This window comes from Pseudomonas sp. GM102 (genome assembly GCF_000282555.1).
Taxonomy (GTDB): Bacteria; Pseudomonadota; Gammaproteobacteria; order Pseudomonadales; family Pseudomonadaceae; genus Aquipseudomonas.
The window spans coordinates 44,347-64,954 of sequence record NZ_AKJB01000116.1; the positions used below are offsets into that span (position 1 = coordinate 44,347).

The 20,608-nt window shown below is 59.8% G+C and carries 17 protein-coding genes and 5 tRNA genes; 5 read left to right on the forward strand and 17 right to left on the reverse strand.

Annotated features, from left to right (window positions below; all coding sequences use genetic code 11):
• Positions 1-62: 62 nt before the first annotated feature.
• From asd to leuC, 5 genes are all read right to left on the reverse strand, one after another.
• Positions 63-1,175, reverse strand: coding sequence for an aspartate-semialdehyde dehydrogenase (gene asd, locus PMI18_RS04480; protein ID WP_007905957.1), 1,113 nt, complete (start codon positions 1,173-1,175; stop codon positions 63-65).
• A gap of 67 nt (positions 1,176-1,242) precedes the next feature.
• Positions 1,243-2,325, reverse strand: coding sequence for a 3-isopropylmalate dehydrogenase (gene leuB / locus PMI18_RS04475; protein ID WP_007905958.1), 1,083 nt, complete (start codon positions 2,323-2,325; stop codon positions 1,243-1,245).
• A 59-nt stretch (positions 2,326-2,384) separates the two neighbouring features.
• Positions 2,385-3,152 carry a class I SAM-dependent methyltransferase gene (locus PMI18_RS04470; RefSeq protein ID WP_033036850.1) on the reverse strand — a complete coding sequence of 256 codons (768 nt, stop codon included), beginning with the start codon at positions 3,150-3,152 and terminating at the stop codon, positions 2,385-2,387.
• Between the two features lie 139 nt (positions 3,153-3,291).
• The gene (gene leuD, locus PMI18_RS04465; RefSeq protein ID WP_007905962.1) at positions 3,292-3,936 is read right to left on the reverse strand and encodes a 3-isopropylmalate dehydratase small subunit; all 645 of its coding nucleotides are present in this window, start codon (positions 3,934-3,936) and stop codon (positions 3,292-3,294) included.
• An 11-nt stretch (positions 3,937-3,947) separates the two neighbouring features.
• A complete protein-coding gene (leuC, locus tag PMI18_RS04460; RefSeq protein ID WP_007905963.1) occupies positions 3,948-5,366 on the reverse strand; it encodes a 3-isopropylmalate dehydratase large subunit in 1,419 nt (472 codons plus the stop codon).
• Positions 5,367-5,526: 160 nt separating this feature from the next.
• Here leuC and PMI18_RS04455 point away from each other — a divergent pair, with 160 nt between their 5' ends.
• Together PMI18_RS04455 and PMI18_RS04450 are read left to right on the forward strand one after the other, a co-directional pair.
• Entirely contained in the window at positions 5,527-6,417 is an 891-nt protein-coding gene (locus PMI18_RS04455; RefSeq protein ID WP_007905966.1) for a LysR family transcriptional regulator, read from the forward strand.
• Positions 6,418-6,501: 84 nt separating this feature from the next.
• On the forward strand, positions 6,502-9,780 hold the full coding sequence (locus PMI18_RS04450) for a PAS domain S-box protein (protein WP_007905972.1): 3,279 nt from the start codon (positions 6,502-6,504) through the stop codon (positions 9,778-9,780).
• Positions 9,781-9,840: 60 nt separating this feature from the next.
• On the opposite strand, the gene PMI18_RS04445 is transcribed toward PMI18_RS04450, so the two are convergent.
• The 11 genes from PMI18_RS04445 to uvrB form a co-directional block, all read right to left on the reverse strand.
• Positions 9,841-10,287 (reverse strand): Hsp20 family protein, encoded by a 447-nt coding sequence (locus PMI18_RS04445; RefSeq protein WP_007905974.1) that lies wholly within the window; start codon positions 10,285-10,287, stop codon positions 9,841-9,843.
• A 120-nt stretch (positions 10,288-10,407) separates the two neighbouring features.
• Positions 10,408-11,367, reverse strand: coding sequence for a tRNA dihydrouridine synthase (locus PMI18_RS04440; RefSeq protein WP_007905976.1), 960 nt, complete (start codon positions 11,365-11,367; stop codon positions 10,408-10,410).
• A 167-nt stretch (positions 11,368-11,534) separates the two neighbouring features.
• Positions 11,535-11,972, reverse strand: coding sequence for an acyl-CoA thioesterase (locus tag PMI18_RS04435; RefSeq protein ID WP_007905979.1), 438 nt, complete (start codon positions 11,970-11,972; stop codon positions 11,535-11,537).
• Between the two features lie 48 nt (positions 11,973-12,020).
• Positions 12,021-12,854: an alpha/beta fold hydrolase gene (locus PMI18_RS04430; RefSeq protein ID WP_007905981.1), complete on the reverse strand. Its 834-nt coding sequence runs from the start codon at positions 12,852-12,854 to the stop codon at positions 12,021-12,023.
• A 30-nt stretch (positions 12,855-12,884) separates the two neighbouring features.
• Positions 12,885-13,424 carry a TetR/AcrR family transcriptional regulator gene (locus tag PMI18_RS04425; protein WP_007905983.1) on the reverse strand — a complete coding sequence of 180 codons (540 nt, stop codon included), beginning with the start codon at positions 13,422-13,424 and terminating at the stop codon, positions 12,885-12,887.
• Positions 13,425-13,606: 182 nt separating this feature from the next.
• Positions 13,607-13,682 (reverse strand) — tRNA-Glu (locus tag PMI18_RS04420).
• A gap of 80 nt (positions 13,683-13,762) precedes the next feature.
• Positions 13,763-13,838, reverse strand: a tRNA-Ala gene (locus PMI18_RS04415).
• 53 nt (positions 13,839-13,891) lie between these two features.
• Positions 13,892-13,967, reverse strand: a tRNA-Glu gene (locus tag PMI18_RS04410).
• A gap of 79 nt (positions 13,968-14,046) precedes the next feature.
• Positions 14,047-14,122, reverse strand: a tRNA-Ala gene (locus PMI18_RS04405).
• A gap of 190 nt (positions 14,123-14,312) precedes the next feature.
• Complete coding sequence (gene gltX, locus PMI18_RS04400) at positions 14,313-15,794, reverse strand: glutamate--tRNA ligase (RefSeq protein ID WP_007905986.1); 1,482 nt, start codon at positions 15,792-15,794, stop codon at positions 14,313-14,315.
• Between the two features lie 248 nt (positions 15,795-16,042).
• On the reverse strand, positions 16,043-18,058 hold the full coding sequence (gene uvrB, locus PMI18_RS04395) for an excinuclease ABC subunit UvrB (protein ID WP_007905988.1): 2,016 nt from the start codon (positions 18,056-18,058) through the stop codon (positions 16,043-16,045).
• A 336-nt stretch (positions 18,059-18,394) separates the two neighbouring features.
• Here uvrB and PMI18_RS04390 point away from each other — a divergent pair, with 336 nt between their 5' ends.
• A complete protein-coding gene (locus PMI18_RS04390; RefSeq protein WP_007905990.1) occupies positions 18,395-19,591 on the forward strand; it encodes an amino acid aminotransferase in 1,197 nt (398 codons plus the stop codon).
• Positions 19,592-19,824: 233 nt separating this feature from the next.
• Positions 19,825-20,025 (forward strand): hypothetical protein, encoded by a 201-nt coding sequence (locus PMI18_RS04385; protein ID WP_007905992.1) that lies wholly within the window; start codon positions 19,825-19,827, stop codon positions 20,023-20,025.
• Here the strand turns inward: PMI18_RS04385 and PMI18_RS04380 are convergent.
• Positions 20,022-20,252 (reverse strand): hypothetical protein, encoded by a 231-nt coding sequence (locus tag PMI18_RS04380; RefSeq protein WP_007905993.1) that lies wholly within the window; start codon positions 20,250-20,252, stop codon positions 20,022-20,024. The genes PMI18_RS04385 and PMI18_RS04380 overlap by 4 nt on opposite strands.
• 225 nt (positions 20,253-20,477) lie before the next feature.
• Here PMI18_RS04380 and PMI18_RS04375 point away from each other — a divergent pair.
• Positions 20,478-20,553: transfer RNA gene (locus tag PMI18_RS04375), tRNA-Asn, on the forward strand.
• The last annotated feature ends 55 nt before the right edge of the window (positions 20,554-20,608 follow it).

Sequence of the window (20,608 nt, forward strand, 5' to 3'; positions counted from 1 at the left end):
ATCGGCGGGAACAAAAAACCCGCACCTCTTTCAAGGCGCGGGCTCTTCATTACTTCAACAGATCAACGCTCAAGCAGAATCCGCAGCATGCGACGCAGCGGTTCGGCCGCGCCCCATAGCAGTTGGTCGCCGACGGTGAAGGCACCGACGAACTGCGAACCCATGTTCAGCTTGCGCAGACGGCCGACCGGTACATTCAGGGTGCCGGTGACCTTTGTAGGGCTCAGCTCCTGCATGCTGATTTCACGGTTGTTCGGCACCAGTTTGACCCAAGGGTTGTGCTGGCTGATCAGCCCTTCGATGTCGGCGATCGGCACGTCTTTGTTCAGCTTGATGGTCAGCGCCTGGCTGTGGCAACGCATGGCGCCGATGCGCACGCAGATGCCGTCCACCGGGATCGGGCTCTTGAAGCGACCGAGGATCTTGTTGGTCTCGGCCTGGGCCTTCCACTCTTCGCGGCTCTGACCGTTCGGCAGTTCCTTGTCGATCCACGGGATCAGGCTGCCGGCCAGCGGTACACCGAAGTTTTCGGTCGGGTACGCGTCGCTGCGCATGGCTTCGGCGACACGGCGGTCGATGTCGAGGATGGCGCTGGCCGGGTCGGCCAGTTGATCGGCGACAGCGGTGTGGGTCACACCCATTTGCTTGATCAGTTCACGCATGTGCTGCGCGCCGCCACCGGAGGCCGCCTGATAGGTCATGGCGCTCATCCACTCCACCAGACCGGCTTCAAACAAGCCGCCCAGGCCCATCAGCATCAGGCTGACGGTGCAGTTGCCGCCGATGTAGTTCTTGGTGCCCGCGTCGAGCTGCTGGTCGATGACCTTGCGGTTCACCGGGTCCAGCACGATCACCGCGTCATCCTGCATGCGCAGGCTGGAAGCGGCGTCGATCCAGTAACCCTGCCAGCCGGCTTCGCGCAGTTTCGGGAAGACTTCGCTGGTGTAGTCGCCACCCTGGCAGGTCAAAATCACGTCGAGGGTTTTCAGCTCTTCAATGCTGTAAGCGTCCTTGAGCGGAGCAATGTCCTTGCCCACGGACGGGCCTTGGCCACCGACATTGGAAGTGGTGAAAAACACCGGCTCAATAAGATCGAAATCCTGCTCTTCCAGCATCCGCTGCATGAGCACGGAACCGACCATACCGCGCCAACCGATCAGACCTACACGTTTCATCGCAACTACACCTTCTTAAAAGTGGGCCGCTGCTTTCATGGTTGAAAGTTGCAGCGGGCCAAAGAGATTACAGATTCCGCAGCGCGGCGACTACTGCATCGCCCATTTCCTGCGTACCGACCTTGGTGCAACCGGCCGACCAGATGTCGCCCGTGCGCAGGCCCTGATCCAATACCAGGCTCACGGCCTGCTCGATGGCATCGGCCGCATCCTGCAGATTGAAGCTGTAACGCAGCATCATCGACACCGACAAAATGGTCGCCAGCGGGTTGGCAATGCCTTTGCCAGCGATGTCTGGCGCCGAACCATGGCACGGCTCGTACATGCCTTTGTTGTTGGCATCCAGCGACGCCGACGGCAGCATACCGATGGAGCCGGTGAGCATCGACGCTTCGTCGGAAAGAATGTCGCCGAACAGGTTGTCGGTGACGATCACGTCGAATTGCTTCGGTGCACGCACCAGTTGCATGGCGGCGTTATCGACGTACATGTGGCTCAGTTCGACGTCCGGGTAGTCCTTGGCCACTTGCTCGACGACTTCACGCCACAGTTGGCTGGACGCCAGCACGTTGGCCTTGTCCACCGAGCACAGCTTCTTGCCGCGTACGCGGGCCATGTCGAAACCGACACGGGCAATACGGCGGATTTCAGTTTCGCTGTATGGCAGGGTGTCGTAGGCCTGACGCTCGCCGTTTTCCAGTTCACGCACACCGCGTGGCGCGCCGAAGTAGATGCCGCCGGTCAGCTCGCGGACGATCAGGATGTCCAGGCCCGCCACGATTTCCGCCTTCAGGCTGGAAGCCTCGGCCAATTGCGGGTACAGGATCGCCGGACGCAGGTTACCGAACAGGCCCAGTTGCGCACGGATTTTCAGCAGACCGCGCTCAGGGCGGATATCACGTTCAATGGTGTCCCATTTCGGACCGCCCACGGCGCCCAACAATACCGCATCGGCGGCACGGGCACGGGCCAGGGTTTCGTCGGCCAGCGGCACGCCGTGCTTGTCGATGGCGGCGCCACCGATCACGTCATGACTCAGCTCGAAGCCCAGGCTGTACTTGTCGTTCGCCAGCTCCAGCACCTTGACCGCTTCGGCCATGATTTCCGGGCCAATACCGTCACCCGGGAGAATCAGAATCTGCTTGCTCATGCTTTCCTCATGTCATCAGTCGGCACGCCCGCAGGCGTACCCGGAAAAAGTCTTGGCGTTTATCGTTCAGCCATCAGCACCAGCACATCTGTACTGAACGAGCCATCGGCCTCAATCTCAAAATATTCGCGAACTTCATTGCCCATCGATTGCTGCAACTCGCGGATTGCCGCGCGCATCACCTGCGGCGTGCGCATGCGCTCGACCCAGGAGGCGTATTCAAGGCGCAGCCGTTGGCGCGTGGTGCTGCGGGTATGCAACCCCGCTTCGCTGACCTGACGCAGCCACTCGCCAGCAGAATAATCGCGTACGTGGCTGGTGTCGCGCAGCACTTCGACGCTTTGCAGGTAAGTGTCGAACAACGGGCTGCCGGGCGACAACACATCGACGAACGCCGCCACCCCGCCCGGCTTCAGCACCCGACGAACTTCGCGCAGGGCCAGCCCGAGGTCGCTCCAATGGTGCGCTGAATAGCGGCTGAAAACGAAGTCGAACTCGCCATCGGCGAACGGCAGGCGCTCAGCGGCACCGAGCACGGTGGACACATTGCCCAAGCCGCGATCGACGGCAGCCGCGGCCACCACGTCGAGCATCTGCTGAGACAAATCGTAAGCCACCACTTCCTTGACCAGCGAAGCCACGTGAAAACTCACATGACCGGCCCCGCAACCGAGGTCGAGCACACGAGCATCGCTCTGCCCCGCCAGTTCAGCCTGTAGCAGCGCGAATTCAGTGCCTTGAGCGTGTACGGCGCTGCTCAGATAGGCCGAGGCCTGTTCACCGAATTGCTTTTGTACTACCTGACTGTGTGGGGCGGTGCTGGTCATGGGGACTTCCTTTTGGGAATGAGTCTTGGGGGTGTCCATGCGGACCTCTTCGCGGGCAAGCCTCGCCCCTACAGGGGAATGCATTTCAACCGTAGGAGCGAGGCTTGCCCGCGAAGGCGTCATCAAGCCTTACGCAAAATCACGCGTCGCGAAACAACCACGGCTGGCTCGCGCGGTGTTTGGCTTCAAACGTGGCAATCGCCTCGTGGTCCTGCAAGGTCAGGCCGATATCGTCCAGGCCATTGAGCAAGCAGTGCTTGCGGAACGCATCAATCTCAAAGCTCAACACCTTGCCATCCGGACGGGTCACGGTCTGGGCTTGCAGATCAACCTGCAACTGATAGCCCGGAGTCGCCTCAACCTGCTGGAACAGCTCATCAACCTCAGCGTCGCTCAGGATGATCGGCAGCAAGCCGTTCTTGAAGCTGTTGTTGAAGAAGATGTCGGCATAGCTCGGCGCGATGATGCTGCGGAAACCGTACTCTTCCAGCGCCCACGGCGCGTGTTCGCGGCTGGAGCCGCAACCGAAGTTCTCACGGGCCAGCAACACGCTCGCGCCTTGATAACGTTCGGCGTTGAGGACGAAGTCCTTGTTCAATGGGCGCTTGGAGTTGTCCTGATACGGCTGCCCGACATCCAGGTAACGCCACTCATCGAACAGGTTCGGGCCGAAACCGGTGCGCTTGATCGACTTCAAAAACTGCTTCGGAATGATCTGGTCGGTGTCGACGTTGGCTCGATCCAGAGGCGCGACAAGACCAGTGTGCTGGGTAAAAGCTTTCATGCTGCGCTCCTTTAGATCAATTCACGGACGTCGACGAAACGACCGTTCACAGCGGCGGCGGCGGCCATGGCCGGGCTGACGAGGTGCGTACGGCCACCGGCGCCCTGACGGCCTTCGAAGTTACGGTTGGAGGTCGACGCGCAATGCTCGCCCGACTCCAAACGATCCGGGTTCATCGCCAGGCACATCGAGCACCCCGGCTCGCGCCATTCAAAACCGGCTTCGAGGAAAATCTTGTCCAGGCCTTCGGATTCGGCCTGAGCCTTCACCAGCCCCGAACCCGGCACCACGATGGCCTGCTTGATGGTCGACGCCACTTTGCGGCCCTTGGCGATCACGGCAGCGGCGCGCAGGTCTTCGATCCGCGAGTTGGTGCAGGAGCCAATGAATACGCGGTCCAGCTGAATGTCGGTGATCGCCTGATTGGCGGTCAAACCCATGTACTTCAAGGCGCGTTCGATGGAGCCACGCTTGACCAGGTCCATTTCCTTCGCAGGATCGGGAACGTTCTGATCGACGGCCAAGACCATCTCAGGCGAGGTACCCCAGCTGACTTGCGGTTTGATCTGAGTGGCATCGAGCTCGACGATGGTGTCGAACTTGGCATCCGCGTCAGAGACCAGGTCTTTCCAGGCTTCGACAGCCAAGTCCCATTCCGCGCCTTTCGGAGCAAATGGACGGCCCTTCACGTAAGCCACGGTTTTTTCGTCGGCGGCCACCAGCCCTACGCGAGCGCCGGCCTCGATGGACATGTTGCAGATAGTCATGCGGCCTTCGACCGACAGATCGCGAATTGCGCTACCGGCGAACTCGATGGCATGGCCGTTACCGCCGGCGGTGCCGATTTTGCCGATCACGGCGAGGACGATGTCCTTGGCGGTCACGCCGAACGGCAATTGGCCTTCGACCGAGACCAGCATGTTCTTCATCTTTTTCGCGACCAGGCACTGCGTGGCGAGCACGTGCTCGACCTCGGAAGTGCCGATACCGTGAGCCAAGGCACCGAACGCTCCGTGGGTCGAGGTATGGGAGTCGCCGCAAACCACGGTCATACCCGGCAAGGTTGCGCCCTGCTCCGGGCCAATGACGTGGACGATGCCTTGGCGGACATCATTCATCTTGAATTCGACGATGCCGTATTCGTCGCAGTTATCGTCGAGGGTCTGAACCTGCAAACGCGAGACCTGGTCGACAATCGCATCGATGCCGCCCTTGCGCTCCGCAGTAGTCGGAACGTTGTGGTCCGGGGTCGCGATGTTGGCATCGATGCGCCAAGGCTTGCGCCCGGCCAGACGCAGGCCTTCGAAGGCTTGCGGCGAGGTCACTTCGTGGATGATGTGACGATCGATGTAGATCAGCGCCGAGCCATCGTCGCGCTGCTTGACCAAATGCGAATCCCAGAGCTTGTCGTAGAGCGTTTTGCCGGCCATCAGACGGTTTCCTCATCAGCTTGTTTCTATGCCCTGGATCTTGAGCAATCTCAATAACCCTTTGGCTTGTGAGGTCGATCCTAGGGGGTTACATTAAATAACTCAAATTCATATTTTTTATGCTTTGCATAACCAACTGGAATGCCACCGAGACATCATCATGGACCTCGCCAACCTCAATGCTTTTATCGCGATTGCCGAGACCGGAAGCTTCTCCGGCGCTGGCGAACGGCTACACCTGACGCAACCCGCCATCAGCAAGCGCATCGCCGGGCTGGAGCAGCAATTGAAGGTACGGCTGTTCGATCGTCTGGGCCGGGAAGTCAGCCTGACCGAAGCCGGTCGCGCCCTGCTGCCACGGGCCTATCAGATCCTCAATGTACTGGATGACACCCGCCGCGCCCTGACCAACCTGACCGGCGAAGTCTCCGGTCGTCTGACATTGGCCACCAGTCATCACATCGGCCTGCACCGTTTACCGCCCTTATTAAGGGAGTTCACCCGACGTTACCCACAAGTGGCGCTGGATATTCAGTTCCTCGATTCGGAAGTGGCTTACGAAGAAATCCTCCATGGCCGCGCCGAACTGGCGGTAATCACTCTTGCTCCGGAGCCCCATGCACTGGTCAAGGCCACGCCGGTGTGGGACGACCCGCTGGATTTCGTGGTCGCCCCAGAGCATTCGCTGATCGCTAACGGTCCGGTCAGCCTGGCGGATATTGCCCTGCACCCCGCGGTTTTCCCCGGTGGCAACACCTTTACCCACCACATCGTGCAGCGCCTGTTCGAGGCCCAGGGCCTGACGCCGAACATCGCCATGAGCACGAATTATCTGGAAACCATAAAAATGATGGTCTCGATCGGCCTCGCCTGGAGCGTTTTGCCGCGCACCATGCTGGACGATCAAGTGGCGCGCATACCTTTGCCGGGCATACAGCTCACTCGCCAGCTAGGCTATATCCTGCACACCGAACGGACGCTGTCGAACGCGGCACGGGCCTTCATGGCTCTGCTGGATGCACAAATCGATCAGCCAGGGACTCGCGGCTAAGCTGTGCTTCTGCTTTTTGTGCTACGCCTATAGAGCCCCAAAACCCTGTGCCTAACGCCCAATTCAGCCCAAGGCCTGTTATCCATGCCCAAATCTGTTGAACGTATGCCGCCGATGCCGCGAATTCAGGCACTTGACCCCAAACGGTCCGAGCAGAGCTGGGAAAGCGCCCCGCAGTTGCTGGCGGCCCTCAACGGCGCTCGGCTCGGCGCCTGGTATTGGGACATCGAGCGGGGTCAAATCAGTTGGTCACGGGGTACTCAGGCGTTGTTCGGCTTCGATCCTCGGCAACCGTTGCCCGAGGACCTGGAGTACCTCGACCTGCTGCCTCAGGAGGATCGGGCGAAAGCCATCCGCGCCTTCAATGCCGTGATCGCCGGCGCCCCGTTGGAACAGGCGATGCACCACCGCATCCGCTGGCCCGACGGCAGCCTGCATTGGCTGGAGATCAACGGCAGCCTGCTGCCGGACAAAAACGGCCGGCCACGAATGATAGGGGTCATTCGTGAAATCACCCATCAGCGCCAGCGCGAACAGGCGCTGAGCAGTTCGGAAAAGCGCTTCGCCACACTGTTTCACCTGTGCCCGAACATGGTCCTGCTGACCCGCCAGGAAGACGGCCTGATCAGCGAAGCCAACCAGTATTTCGAAAGCCTGTTCGGCTGGCCGGTGCAAGACGCCATCGGCCGAACCACGCTGGAACTGGGCCTTTGGGTCAACCCGGAGCAACGGGTGCAGCTGGTCAAGGCCACCAAGGCCAAAGGCGAGCTGATCAACATGGAGGTGCAATTTCGCGCCAGCAACGGGCAGGTTCACGACGGCATCCTCAGCGCGCAAAAGGTCGAACTCGAAGGCCAGCCTTATCTGCTGAGCACGTTCCTCGACACCACCGAACGCAAAATCGCCGAGCACGCCCTCAAAGACAGCCAGGAACGCCTCGACCTGGCCCTGGACTCGGCGCAACTCGGCACCTGGGACTGGCACATTCCCAGCGGCATGCTTTATGGCTCGGCACGGGCCGCCCAGTTGCATGGGCTAGAGCCCAAACCCTTCCATGAATCCTTCGACGCGTTTTTCGAAGGCGTGCCCGACGAAGAACGCGGCACCATGCGCGACGCCTACCGCAGCCTGCGCGAAGGCCCGGCCGGCAACTACCAGCTGACTTACCGCGTGCAGCTAACGGATGGCAGCTCGCGCTACCTGGAAAGCCGCGCCAGACTCTATCGCGACGACCATGGCAACCCGTTGCGCATGGCCGGCACACTGCTGGACATCACTGATCAGGTAGAGCGCGAACAACAACTGGTGGCGTCGGAAGAGAAATTCGCCACCTTGTTCCAGGTCAGCCCGGACCCGATCTGCGTCACGCGCCAAGACACCGGTCACTTCATCGAGATCAACTCCAGCTTCACTCAAACGTTCGGCTGGAGCACCGTCGACGTGATTGGCCGCAACGCCGACGAAATCGGCCTGTGGGACGCTTCGGCGAAAAGCCTGCAAAGGATCGAGCGGGTCATCCGCGAACAGGGCCTGAACAATGTAGCGATCATCGTCCAGCACAAGGACGGACAGTCCCTGACCTGCGTGATATCGAGCCGGCAGATCAGCGTCGGCGACCAACCGTGCATCGTCACCACCCTGCGCGACATCACCCAGCAGCAACGCTCGGAAGCGGCGCTCAAGGCCAGCGAGGAGAAGTTTGCCAAGGCCTTCCACTCAAGCCCCGACGCCATCACCATTACCGAGCGCGACACCGGACGCTACCTGGAAGTTAACGATGGCTTCTGTCGCCTGACTGGCTACCGCGCCGATGAAGTGGTCGGCCGCACGGTGTATCAGGTGGGCATCTGGGCCGAAGAAAAACAACGCTCGGCGTTGCTGGCGGAACTACAGATCAAGGGCCGGGTTCACCATCAGGAAATGCTCGGGCGCAACAAACGCGGCGAGTTGCTGACCGTCGAAGTCTCGGTGGAGCCGATCACCCTCAACGAAACGGCGTGCCTGCTGCTGACCGCCCGGGACGTCAGCTTGCTGAAAAACGCTGAAGCGCAGATCCGCCACCTGGCCTACCACGACCCGCTGACCAACCTGCCCAACCGCGCCCTGTTGATGGATCGCCTGAGCCAGCAGATCGCCCTGCTCAAACGCCACAACCTTCGCGGCGCGCTGATGTTCCTCGACCTCGATCACTTCAAGCACATCAACGACTCCCTCGGTCACCCGGTGGGCGATACGGTGCTGAAGATCATCACCGCGCGCCTTGAAGCCAGCGTGCGCATGGAGGACACCGTCGCGCGCCTGGGCGGTGACGAATTCGTGGTATTGCTCAGCGGTCTGGAAGGCTCGCGCAGCGAGGTCAGCGCTCAGGTCCGGGAGTTGGCGGATACCTTGCGCGAACTGCTGTCCGAACCGATGTTCCTCGACGGACAGCGCCTGCAAGTGACGCCGAGCATCGGCATCGCGCTGATCCCCGACCACGGTTCAACCCCGACCGACCTGCTCAAACGCGCCGATATCGCCCTTTACCGCGCCAAGGACTCGGGCCGCAACACCACGCAGATGTATCACAACACCATGCAAAAGGCCGCCAGCGAACGCCTGCGCATGGAAACCGATCTGCGCCTGGCCCTTTCCCGGGGTGAGTTCAGCGTGCAATACCAACCGCAGGTGGACGCTCGCAATAACCGCATTACCGGCGCTGAAGCCTTGGTGCGCTGGCACCATCCGCAGCTGGGTGCGCAATCGCCCACCGAGTTCATCAAGGTGCTGGAAGACAGCGGGCTGATTCTGGAAGTCGGTACGTGGATCCTCGATGAAGCCTGCGCGGCCTTCAAACATCTGATTGCCAAAGGCCTGATCGACCCGCTCGATTTCAGCCTGTGCGTGAACATCAGCCCACGGCAATTCCGCCAGACCGATTTCGTCGAACGCATCGAACACAGTCTCGGCAGCTACGGCCTGCCCTGCTCGTTGCTGAAACTGGAAATCACCGAAGGCATCGTCATCCAGAACCTGGACGACACCATCAGCAAAATGCGGCGCCTGAAAAAACTCGGCGTGAGCTTTGCCATGGACGATTTCGGTACCGGTTATTCCTCACTGACCTACCTCAAACGCCTGCCGGTGGACACCCTGAAAATCGATCAATCGTTCATCCGCGACGCCACCACCGACCCCAACGATGCCGAAATCATTCGCGCCATCGTCGCCATGGCCCGCAGCCTGGAGCTGGAAGTCATCGCCGAAGGGGTGGAAACCCTGGAGCAGCTGGAGTTTTTGCAGGGGCTGGGCTGCCATTTGTATCAAGGGTATTTGCACAGTCGGCCGCTGCCGGTTGAGGAGTTTCAGAAACTCCTCAAATGAGTCGGACACAGGCACAAAAAAGGGCGCCAGTGGATGGCGCCCTTTTTTTGTTGCTCTGACTCAGTGTTGCAGAGCCGGCTTCTGCGTCCCGTTGATCGGGATGCGTTTGGCTTTCGCTTCTTCCGGAATCACGCGCAACAGGTCGATGCTCAACAAACCGTTGCGCAGTTCGGCGGCCTTGATTTCGATATGGTCCGCCAGACGGAACGACAGTTTGAAGGCGCGCTGAGCGATGCCTTGGTACAGGTAAGTGACGCTTTCGTCCGCGTCACGTTTGCCGCCACTGATGGTCAGCACACCTTTCTCCACTTGCAGGTCCAGGTCTTCTTCCTGGAAACCGGCGGCCGCTACGACAATGCGGTATTGATCATCACCGTATTTTTCAACGTTGTAGGGTGGATAGGTGCTGCCTGGCTCATTGCGCAGGGCGGTTTCGAACAGGTCGTTGAAACGGTCGAAACCTACCGAGGAACGGAACAGTGGGGCCAGGGAAAATGCAGTACTCATGATTCAAATCTCCTGAACATAATCAGCAAGTTTTTTTGTCTCCGCGACCCGAATTCGGCATCGCGTAATCCTTAGATAAGGACCGCTGATTGCTTTTCAAGAGATTATTTGAAGATTTTTTCAGGCCGCTTCAGACACCTGCAAACCCAGTAAACGCGAGACATTATCCAGCTCGGTCTCACGACGCAGGACGGTGAACAGCTCTACGGCTTCGGGATAATTGCGGGTCAGCATCGCCAGCCACTGCTTCAAGCGACCCGGCGATTGGCGTGGCGTCATCTGCGCCTTGGCTTGCAGCCAGAAGTCCTGAATCAGCGGCATCAGCTCGTTCCAGGTCATCTCGACGACCTCTTCACCGGCACGGGCGGCAGCGATTTGCCGGGCCAGATCCGGGCGCGATACCAGTCCACGACCGAGCATGATGTCTTCGACGCCGCTGATTTCGCGGCAACGACGCCAGTCCTCGACGCTCCAGATGTCGCCATTGGCAAACACCGGGACCTTGACCACGTCCTGCACCCGAGGGATCCATTCCCAGTGGGCTGGCGGCTTGTAGCCATCGGTCTTGGTCCGCGCGTGGACCACGATGTGCGCCGCCCCGCCTTCAGCCAGGGCCGTGGCGCAAACCAGCGCACCGTCCGGGCTGTCGAAACCGAGGCGCATCTTGGCGGTCACTGGAATGTGCGCTGGCACCGCACGACGGACGTGTTCGACGATTTGGTTGAGCAGTTCAGGCTCTTTGAGCAGTACCGCGCCGCCACGGGATTTGTTGACGGTCTTGGCCGGGCAGCCGAAGTTCAGGTCGATGACCTCGGAACCCAACTCGCAGGCCAGGGCGGCGTTTTCCGCCAGGCACACCGGATCGGAGCCGAGCAGTTGCACCCGCAGCGGCACGCCGGAGGCGGTTCGGGCGTTGGTCAGCAGTTCCGGACCGAACTTATGGTAATAAGCAGGCGTTAGTAGCTGATCGTTGATCCGAATAAATTCGGTCACGCACCAATCAATACCGCCCACACGGGTCAGCACGTCCCGCAGGATGTTGTCGACCAACCCCTCCATGGGCGCCAAAGCAATTTGCATGAAAAACACACTCAACGAAAAACGTGCGGCAGTTTACTGGTTTCGGCGTGCAGAAGGTATTTCGTCAGACCGGGCGATGGCAAATGTGCGGACGCCTTCGCGGGCAAGCCTCGCTCCTACAGATTTCGGCGATCCGTAGGAGCGAGGCTTGCCCGCGAAAGCTTCAATTAGATCGCGACTTGCAACGCCGGGCCATAGCCCTCGATAAACTCCGCCGGCATGCGCTTGGGCTTGCCGGTCGACAGTTCGATGCACACGAAAGTGGTTTGCGCCCGCAGCAACGTCGTGTTGTCGCTGGGGCGCTTCAACTGGAAGTGTCGGGTCATTTTCAGGCGCTGGTCCCAATCGACGATCCAGGTCGCCAACTGCAACTCATCACCCTCATAGGCCGCAGCCAGGTAATCGATCTCGTGCCGTACCACCGCCATCGCCCGATCCAGCCGCCGGTACTCGACCAGATCCAGGCCCAGCCGTTGCGAGTGGCGCCAGGCGCAACGCTCGAGCCAGGTCACGTACACGGCGTTGTTCGCATGGCCCAACCCGTCGATGTCCTCGGCGTCCACTTCCAGATCAATGATAAACGGCGTTGCCCGATCCCAGCCCATGCCCCACTCCCGGTCAGATTATTTCGACCGAGGCAGTGTAACGGATGCTCAGGCTGATTGGCGCGATTGCAGGCTGCGACCGGCCAGCAGTGAGAGAACGCCGTCGATCACCCGCGGATCCGCCAGCACCCGCTGATGCCCGCCCTCTTCCAGGCGCAACAGACGGCTGTCGAACCAGGCTTCGTGGATCAACTGGGATTCCTTGACCGGGACAAAGTTGTCGTCCTCGGCATGGACGATCAGCCCCGGCATGTCGAGCTGATAGCGCGCAACATCCAGTGCAGCGGCGCGCATACCGACGTCTTTCTCGACCTGGCGAATAAACGCCGAACGCGCTTTGGGCGGCAGGCGCACATAGCGTGCGAACCCACGCAGTACCCCGAGAATTCGCGCCGGGGCGGCGATCGAGACCAGGGTTTCGGTACGCAAGCCCAACTGAACTGCGAGCATGGCACTGGCGCCGCCCATGGAGTGACCGATCACCGCTTGCAGCGGCGGCAACTCAGCGGCCGCCTCGAGCATGGCCCGAGCGAACAGCACCACATTTGCTTCGCGACCAGGCGAGCGACCGTGAGCCGGGCCGTCCAGGGCAACCACGGTGTAACCGGCATCGACCAGCGCCGTGATCAGCGCAGCAAACTGCGTTGGCCGGCCTTCCCAGCCGTGCATCAACAACACTGCCGGCCCCTGGCCCCAGCGCAGCGCCGAGAGGCCGAAGCGCAAAGTGATTCGTTCGGATTTCGCCAGTAGCGGCAACTCCCAATCACGCGGAGGCAATTCCCGCGGGGTCATGAATGCCAGACGCATCTTGCTCGCCACCAGCTTCGGCGCGAACCAGCCCAAGGTGCCATTAACGCCACGAACCCAGCTCAACGTGTTCATCGCCCATCTCCTCAGACTGACGCCTTTAGGTCATAGCACCGCCGACTTGGCGGCGCGCAGCAATCGATCGGACAACTCTCCTGGCCCCAACGCCCGAGCCAGAGCCAAACCACCGACCATCAAGGCCATGTCGGCCAAGGCTTTGTCGGCCTCTTCCGGGCTGGCCGCCAACTGCGCGACCATCAACTCAACATGTTCATTCAACGCCACACGAAACTCGTCCGGCAGACGGCCCAGCTCGCCGACCGACGCCGGAATCGGACATGCCTGCTCAGTGGAATCACGGTGTTTGCGCGACAGGTAGAACGCCGCGACCAACGCGCGACGCTCTTCGCCGGTCAACTGGGCGTCCATGTCAGCAATCAAGCCACGACGATGGCTGAGCAGCAGCTTGAACGCCTCCAGCATCAATGCGTCCTTGCTTTCGAAGTGCGCGTAGAACCCGCCGACCGTCAGGCCGGCCGCGCCCATCACTTCGCCCACGCTCGGCTCGGCCGGGCCGCGCTGGATCAGCGCGGCACTGGCAGCCTTGAGGATGCGTTCGCGGGTTTGAGCTTTTTTATCGTTCATCGTTGCCTCCGAATATTACGACTAGAATATTATTCTCATAATAATTTTCCGCAAGTCGTGAATGTGACCGCTGGTCTGAAGAACAGTTTTGAGGAAAAAGGAGAGTTGGCCAAACGCCAGACAAACAAAAGGGCCATTCAATAATTGAATGACCCTTAAAAATCCCGCAGAGCGGGTAATCGTGGCGTCCCCTAGGGGACTCGAACCCCTGTTACCGCCGTGAAAGGGCGGTGTCCTAGGCCACTAGACGAAGGGGACACAAACCCTTCTATACAACTGATCAGTGCTGAGAGCTGATCGATTCAAGGCCGGTGTGGCCAGACCTTGAACTGTAAAATTGGTGGAGCTAGACGGGATCGAACCGTCGACCTCTTGCATGCCATGCAAGCGCTCTCCCAGCTGAGCTATAGCCCCGGATTTTTCGCCTCGCGGCGGAGCGACATCTTGCGACATCGCTTCTGTAAAACTGGCGTCCCCTAGGGGACTCGAACCCCTGTTACCGCCGTGAAAGGGCGGTGTCCTAGGCCACTAGACGAAGGGGACGCAAACCCTTCTATACAACAGATCAACGCTGAGTGTTGATCGCTTCAAGGCCGGTGTGGCCAGACCTTGAAGTGTAAATTGGTGGAGCTAGACGGGATCGAACCGTCGACCTCTTGCATGCCATGCAAGCGCTCTCCCAGCTGAGCTATAGCCCCTCATCGCTGAGGACGGGGCGAATCTTAATGGCGCATCGGAAGGCTGTCAAACTTATTTTTAAAATATTTCAAAATTTTTTGCCGACATAACAATCACTTACCGCCCTTCCCCCGAAAAACGGGGGTGGCGCCGAAGCGCAAGATCAAAAGATCGCAGCCTTCGGCAGCTCCTACACAAGGTTAAACAGCCTTAAGCGATAGCGCCCAGGAGTTTTTCCCACTCCTTGTTTTCCTTCTTCGACACGCCGCCCAGCAGGTCGATAGCCTGGCGCAGACGGAAACGGGTCAGGTCCGGACCGAGGATTTCCATCGCGTCGAGCACCGACACCGAGCTGGCCTGCCCCGTGATCGCGGCGAACATCAGCGGCATGGCGTCACGCAGCTTCAACTCCAGGGATTCGACCACCGCCTGGATCGTTGCGGTGATGCTGTCCTTCTCCCACTGACGCAGACTTTCCAGCTTCCACAGAATCAACTGCATCAACTGACGAACCTGATCGCCCGAGAGTTTCTTGGATTCAAACAGCTTGGCGTCCGGGTTCACGCCACCGGCGAAGAAGAAGCCGGCCAGCGGTGCGACCTGGCTGAAGGTTTCAACCCGGCCCTGCACGTGCGGCGCGATCTTCATCATGTATTCAGGGTTCAGTGCCCACTTTTGCAGACGAGCGGCGAACTCTTCCACCGGCAGGTCACGCAACCATTGGCCGTTGAGCCACGACAGCTTCTCGATGTCGAAAATCGGCCCGCCGAGGGAGACGCGGCTCAGGTCGAAGTTATCGACCATTTCCTGCAGGGAGAACTTCTCGCGCTCGTCCGGCATCGACCAGCCCATGCGGCCCAGGTAGTTGAGCATTGCTTCCGGCATGAAGCCCATGCGCTCGTAGAAGGTCACCGAGGTCGGGTTCTTGCGCTTGGACAGTTTGCTCTTGTCCGGGTTACGCAGCAGCGGCATGTAGCACAGCTGCGGTTGTTCCCAGCCGAAGTATTCGTACAAAAGGATCAGTTTCGGCGCCGAAGGCAGCCATTCTTCACCGCGCAAAACGTGAGTGATGCCCATCAAGTGGTCATCGACAACGTTGGCCAGGAAGTACGTCGGCAAGCCGTCGGTCTTCATCAGCACTTGCATGTCCATGCGATCCCACGGGATCTCGACGTCGCCACGCAGCATGTCAGGCACCACGCACACGCCTTCGGTCGGCACTTTCATGCGGATCACGTGTGGCTCGCCGGCAGCCAGGCGGCGCGCGACTTCTTCCTTGGAGAGCAACAGCGCACGGCCGTCGTAACGCGGGGTTTCGCCGCGGGCCATTTGCTCGGCGCGCATCTGGTCCAGTTCTTCAGCCGTGCAGAAGCACGGGAAGGCATGACCCAAGTCGACCAATTGCTGGCAGTACTTCTGATAGATATCGCCGCGCTCGCTTTGACGGTAAGGACCGTGCGGGCCGCCGACGTCCGGGCCTTCGCTCCAGTCGATACCCAACCAGCGCAGGGCGTCGAAAATCTGCTGCTCGGACTCGCGGGTCGAACGCAACTGGTCGGTGTCTTCGATCCGCAGGATGAACTCACCGCCATGCTGCTTGGCAAAGCAGTAGTTGAACAAAGCGATGTAAGCGGTACCTACGTGGGGGTCCCCGGTAGGCGATGGCGCGATGCGAGTGCGGACGGTGGTCATGGCATGTCTCGAAAAGAATAAAAGCGAAGATCAAACAAGAGGCGAATGGTAACAGGCGATAGCCGCCCGGCTCCAGTGAGTGGGGTATTTAAGAAGATTGATGTCGGGGAAACGCTTTGGACGGTGGCGCGCCTTTCGCGGGCAAGCCTCGCTCCTACAGGTACGTGCTGGTCGCAAAATGGGTGAACGACACGATCCCGTAGGAGCGAGGCTTGCCCGCGAAGAGGCCCTCACAGACAACACAAAAATCAAACGACCAACAACCGCTCCCGCAACTTGCCGATTTCGTCGCGCAGTTGCGCCGCGGCTTCGAATTCCAGGTCGCGGGCGAGTTGGTACATCTTTTCTTCCAGCTGACGAATGCGTTTGCTGATCTCGCTCGGCGAGCGCAGTTCGGCCTCGTACTTGGCACTTTCCTCGGCAGCCTTGGCCATGCCTTTGCGCTTCTTGCTGCGCGAACCCGGCACGACCGCGCCTTCCATGATGTCGGCGACGTCCTTGAACACCCCCTTCGGCGTGATGCCATTGGCCAGGTTGAAGGCGATCTGCTTGTCGCGTCGACGCTCGGTCTCGCCGATCGCCCGTTCCATGGAGCCGGTGATGCGATCCGCATACAGAATCGCCCGCCCATTGAGGTTGCGCGCCGCCCGGCCGATGGTCTGAATCAGTGAGCGCTCGGAACGCAGGAAACCTTCCTTGTCGGCGTCGAGAATCGCCACCAGCGAGACTTCCGGCATGTCCAGGCCTTCACGCAGCAGGTTGATCCCCACCAGCACATCGAAGACGCCGAGGCGCAAGTCACGGATAATTTCGACCCGCTCCACGGTGTCGATGTCCGAGTGCAGATAACGCACGCGCACGCCGTGGTCGGCCAGGTAATCGGTCAAATCTTCGGACATGCGCTTGGTCAGCGTGGTGACCAGCACCCGCTCTTCCAGGGCCACACGCTTGGTGATTTCCGAGAGCAAGTCGTCAACCTGAGTCAACGCCGGGCGAATTTCGATTTGCGGGTCCACCAGACCGGTCGGTCGTACCAATTGCTCGACCACTCGGCCAGCATGTTCCGCCTCATAATTGCCCGGCGTGGCCGAGACAAAAATCGTTTGGGGGCTGATGCTTTCGAACTCGTCGAAACGCATCGGCCGATTGTCCAGCGCGGACGGCAGACGGAAACCGTACTCCACCAGCGTCTCTTTCCGGGAACGGTCACCTTTATACATGGCGCCGACTTGCGGCACGCTGACGTGGGATTCGTCGATCACCAGCAAGGCATCCGCCGGTAGGTAGTCGAACAAAGTAGGCGGTGCCTGGCCGGACTCACGGCCCGATAGGTAGCGCGAATAGTTTTCGATGCCGTTGCAGTAGCCCAGCTCGAGGATCATCTCCAGGTCGAAACGAGTGCGCTGCTCCAGTCGCTGGGCTTCCACCAGTTTGTTATTGGAGCGCAGGTATTCCAGGCGCTCCTGCAATTCGACCTTGATCCCTTCGGTGGCTTCAAGCAGGGTTTCGCGCGGTGTCACGTAGTGGCTCTTCGGATAGAAGGTGAAACGCGGCAGTTTGCGGATGACCTCACCGGTCAGCGGATCGAAGGCGGACAGGCTCTCCACTTCGTCATCGAACAGCTCGATGCGGATCGCTTCGAAATCGGATTCCGCCGGATGGATATCAATCACATCGCCGCGTACCCGAAAGGTCGCCCGGGCGAAATCCATATCGTTGCGGGTGTATTGCAGGTCGGCCAGGCGACGTAGCAGCGCGCGCTGGTCGAGCTTGTCGCCGCGATCCACGTGCAACACCATCTTCAAATAGGTTTCCGGACTGCCCAGACCGTAGATGCACGACACCGTGGTAACGATGATCGCGTCCTTGCGCTCCAGCAGTGCTTTGGTGGCGGACAGGCGCATCTGTTCGATGTGGTCATTGATCGAGGCATCCTTCTCGATGAAGGTGTCGGACGACGGCACATAAGCTTCGGGCTGGTAGTAGTCGTAATAGGACACGAAGTATTCAACGGCGTTGTTGGGGAAGAACGCCTTGAATTCACCATACAACTGCGCGGCCAGGGTCTTGTTGGGCGCCAGCACCAGCGTCGGGCGCTGTATCTGGGCGATCACGTTGGCGATGCTGAAGGTCTTGCCTGAGCCGGTCACACCGAGCAATGTCTGGTGCGCCAGCCCGGCCTCAATGCCCTCGACCATCAGGCGGATGGCTTCCGGCTGATCGCCGGCGGGCTCGAAGCGGGTGACTAGCTGGAATTCAGACATAACTACCTCTGGGTTCGCATCTGCACGGCTGACCGGGCACGAACGAAAAAGACCGCAAACGACCGATGTCGCCCAAGGAAAAAACTGGATTGTGCTCAATGTGGAGCCGATTGCCATCGCTTTCAAGGCAAACGTCCTACATCGGGTAGAACCTTTGACGACACCACTCGACCCACGATCGAAAAATAATTCGAAAAACTTACGGTAAAAGCCGAATCGCCTGTCGCCATCAATCGCTGATGGCCTCTATACTAGCTCCCCGTTTGTGCACCGCTCTAGTGCATTCGGCTGGAGCGCGACACGTCCCTCCACACTCCATTCAGAGCCGCCGCAATAATGAGCCTGTTCTCCGCTGTCGAAATGGCACCACGCGATCCAATCCTGGGCCTCAACGAAGCATTCAATGCCGATACCCGTACCAACAAGGTCAACCTGGGGGTCGGTGTTTACTGCGACGAGGAGGGGCGAATTCCACTCCTGCGCGCCGTTGTCGAAGCCGAGACGATTCGCGCCGCTCAACACGTTTCCCGTGGTTACTTGCCGATCGACGGCATCGCCGCCTACGACCAGGCCGTGCAGAAACTGCTGTTCGGCAATGATTCGCCGCTGATCGCCGCTGGCCGGGTTATCACCACCCAAGCCGTCGGCGGTACTGGCGCGCTGAAAATCGGTGCTGATTTCCTCAAGCAACTGCTGCCGAACGCCGTCGTGGCCATCAGCGACCCGAGCTGGGAAAACCACCGCGCCCTGTTCGAAACCGCTGGTTTCCCGGTGCAGAACTATCGCTACTACGATGCCGCCACCCACGACGTTAACCGTACAGGCCTGCTCGAAGACCTGAACGCCTTGCCGTCCGGCTCCATCGTTGTGCTGCACGCTTGCTGCCACAACCCGACCGGCGTGGACCTGAGCCCGGCAGACTGGAAAAACGTACTGGAAGTGGTCAAGGCCAAAGGTCACGTACCGTTCCTCGACATGGCCTACCAGGGCTTCGGCGACGGCATCGATGAAGACGCCGCGGCCGTGCGCCTGTTCGCCGAATCGGACCTGACCTTCTTCGTCTCGAGCTCGTTCTCCAAATCCTTCTCGCTGTACGGCGAGCGCGTTGGCGCCCTGTCGATCGTCAGCGAATCGAAAGAAGAAAGCGCGCGCGTGCTGTCGCAAGTCAAACGCGTGATCCGCACCAACTACTCCAATCCGCCGACCCACGGTGCAAGCATCGTCGCCGCTGTGCTGAACAGCCCGGTACTGCGTGCCCAGTGGGAAGAAGAACTGGCAGAAATGCGCCTGCGGATTCGCGGCATGCGCACCCAGATGGTCGATCTGCTGGCGAAAAACGCTCCACAGCGCGATTTCAGCTTCGTTGGTCGCCAGCGCGGCATGTTCTCCTACTCCGGCCTGACGGTTGAGCAGGTAACCCGTCTGCGTAGCGAGTTTGGCATCTACGCCCTGGACACCGGCCGCATCTGCGTTGCCGCGCTGAACCAGAGCAACATCGACGCCGTGACCAAGGCCATCGTTCAGGTGATCTGAGTCCTCACGTGATACGAAAACGGGAAGCCGCAGGGCTTCCCGTTTTTTATTTGTCTTTGATAAATCTCAAAGCAGCGGCTCCGCCCTTTAAACTCCACACAAATCCAATGTGGGAGCGAGCCTGCTCGCGATAGCGGTCTTTCTGTCACATAGATACAAGCTGTGCCGCCGCCATCGCGAGCAGGCTCGCTCCCACAGGTTTTATGTACACCCGAGAATTCTTGAGAACCCACATGAAAAACGATGACCTACGCGCCGACCGCGACGAGCTGGACCACTTCGTGCCCCGCTCTTCGGCCAAACGCGGTAATAACCTGGTGCTGCAAGTGGCTGCGGGCGTGTTCCTTGGCGGTCTGGCGTTGTGGCTGGTACAACTGACCGCCACGATGCTTTACGCCAAGCTGATGCTCGGCACCATTACCTTCGGCGGTTAGGCCAGTTCGCCCGCGCGCTGGCTGGCCGCGTCGTCATAGGCCACATAAAGTGACTCGGCCACCTGGCTTTTGATCGCCTTGGTGCTTTCCAGGCCCAAAACAAAACCTTCGGCCTTGCCGCCCGCGCGGCTCAATTCGTCAGCGGTGCTGGCCTGAGTGATTGCGTCGAACAGTTTCTCGGCGTGCGGACCAACGCCTTTGGGCAGGCTGATCTGAGCGATGCTCATGCGAACACCCCGCTGTTTTGAAGTGTGAGGGCTGGATGATTCATGGCGCGTACCTTTTCGGCTGAGGGCCGGCAGCGCGTGTCACCACTTCCGGGCAACCATGGTAGACCTCTACCGCGATTCTGGTAACCGCCAATGGCCGATATCCCCCTCCGATCCGATGAAAACATCAAACTGCCAACAGAGACTTGACTTCTCTTTTTGAATCAGTAACATAGGCGCCATTCCGCGATAGCTCAGTTGGTAGAGCAAGTGACTGTTAATCACTGGGTCCCTGGTTCGAGTCCAGGTCGTGGAGCCAGACAAGGTTCCAGAGAAAGCTTCCAAAATCTCTGAAACCCCCGAAAAACCCGCCT

Coding starts and splice junctions, on each gene's coding strand:
- PMI18_RS04445 (WP_007905974.1), bottom strand. CDS start 10,287: ATGAGTACTGCATTTTCCCTGGCCCCACTGTTCCGTTCCTCGGTAGGT.
- PMI18_RS04425 (WP_007905983.1), bottom strand. CDS start 13,424: ATGAACGATAAAAAAGCTCAAACCCGCGAACGCATCCTCAAGGCTGCC.
- leuD (WP_007905962.1), bottom strand. CDS start 3,936: ATGAAAGCTTTTACCCAGCACACTGGTCTTGTCGCGCCTCTGGATCGA.
- PMI18_RS04380 (WP_007905993.1), bottom strand. CDS start 20,252: ATGAGCATCGCTCAGATCAGCCTGCCCAAAGGCGTTGGTCCGCACGCC.
- gltX (WP_007905986.1), bottom strand. CDS start 15,794: ATGACCACCGTCCGCACTCGCATCGCGCCATCGCCTACCGGGGACCCC.
- PMI18_RS04470 (WP_033036850.1), bottom strand. CDS start 3,152: ATGACCAGCACCGCCCCACACAGTCAGGTAGTACAAAAGCAATTCGGT.
- PMI18_RS04455 (WP_007905966.1), top strand. CDS start 5,527: ATGGACCTCGCCAACCTCAATGCTTTTATCGCGATTGCCGAGACCGGA.
- uvrB (WP_007905988.1), bottom strand. CDS start 18,058: ATGTCTGAATTCCAGCTAGTCACCCGCTTCGAGCCCGCCGGCGATCAG.
- PMI18_RS04390 (WP_007905990.1), top strand. CDS start 18,395: ATGAGCCTGTTCTCCGCTGTCGAAATGGCACCACGCGATCCAATCCTG.
- PMI18_RS04450 (WP_007905972.1), top strand. CDS start 6,502: ATGCCCAAATCTGTTGAACGTATGCCGCCGATGCCGCGAATTCAGGCA.
- PMI18_RS04430 (WP_007905981.1), bottom strand. CDS start 12,854: ATGAACACGTTGAGCTGGGTTCGTGGCGTTAATGGCACCTTGGGCTGG.
- leuC (WP_007905963.1), bottom strand. CDS start 5,366: ATGGCCGGCAAAACGCTCTACGACAAGCTCTGGGATTCGCATTTGGTC.
- PMI18_RS04385 (WP_007905992.1), top strand. CDS start 19,825: ATGAAAAACGATGACCTACGCGCCGACCGCGACGAGCTGGACCACTTC.
- asd (WP_007905957.1), bottom strand. CDS start 1,175: ATGAAACGTGTAGGTCTGATCGGTTGGCGCGGTATGGTCGGTTCCGTG.
- leuB (WP_007905958.1), bottom strand. CDS start 2,325: ATGAGCAAGCAGATTCTGATTCTCCCGGGTGACGGTATTGGCCCGGAA.
- PMI18_RS04435 (WP_007905979.1), bottom strand. CDS start 11,972: ATGGGCTGGGATCGGGCAACGCCGTTTATCATTGATCTGGAAGTGGAC.
- PMI18_RS04440 (WP_007905976.1), bottom strand. CDS start 11,367: ATGCAAATTGCTTTGGCGCCCATGGAGGGGTTGGTCGACAACATCCTG.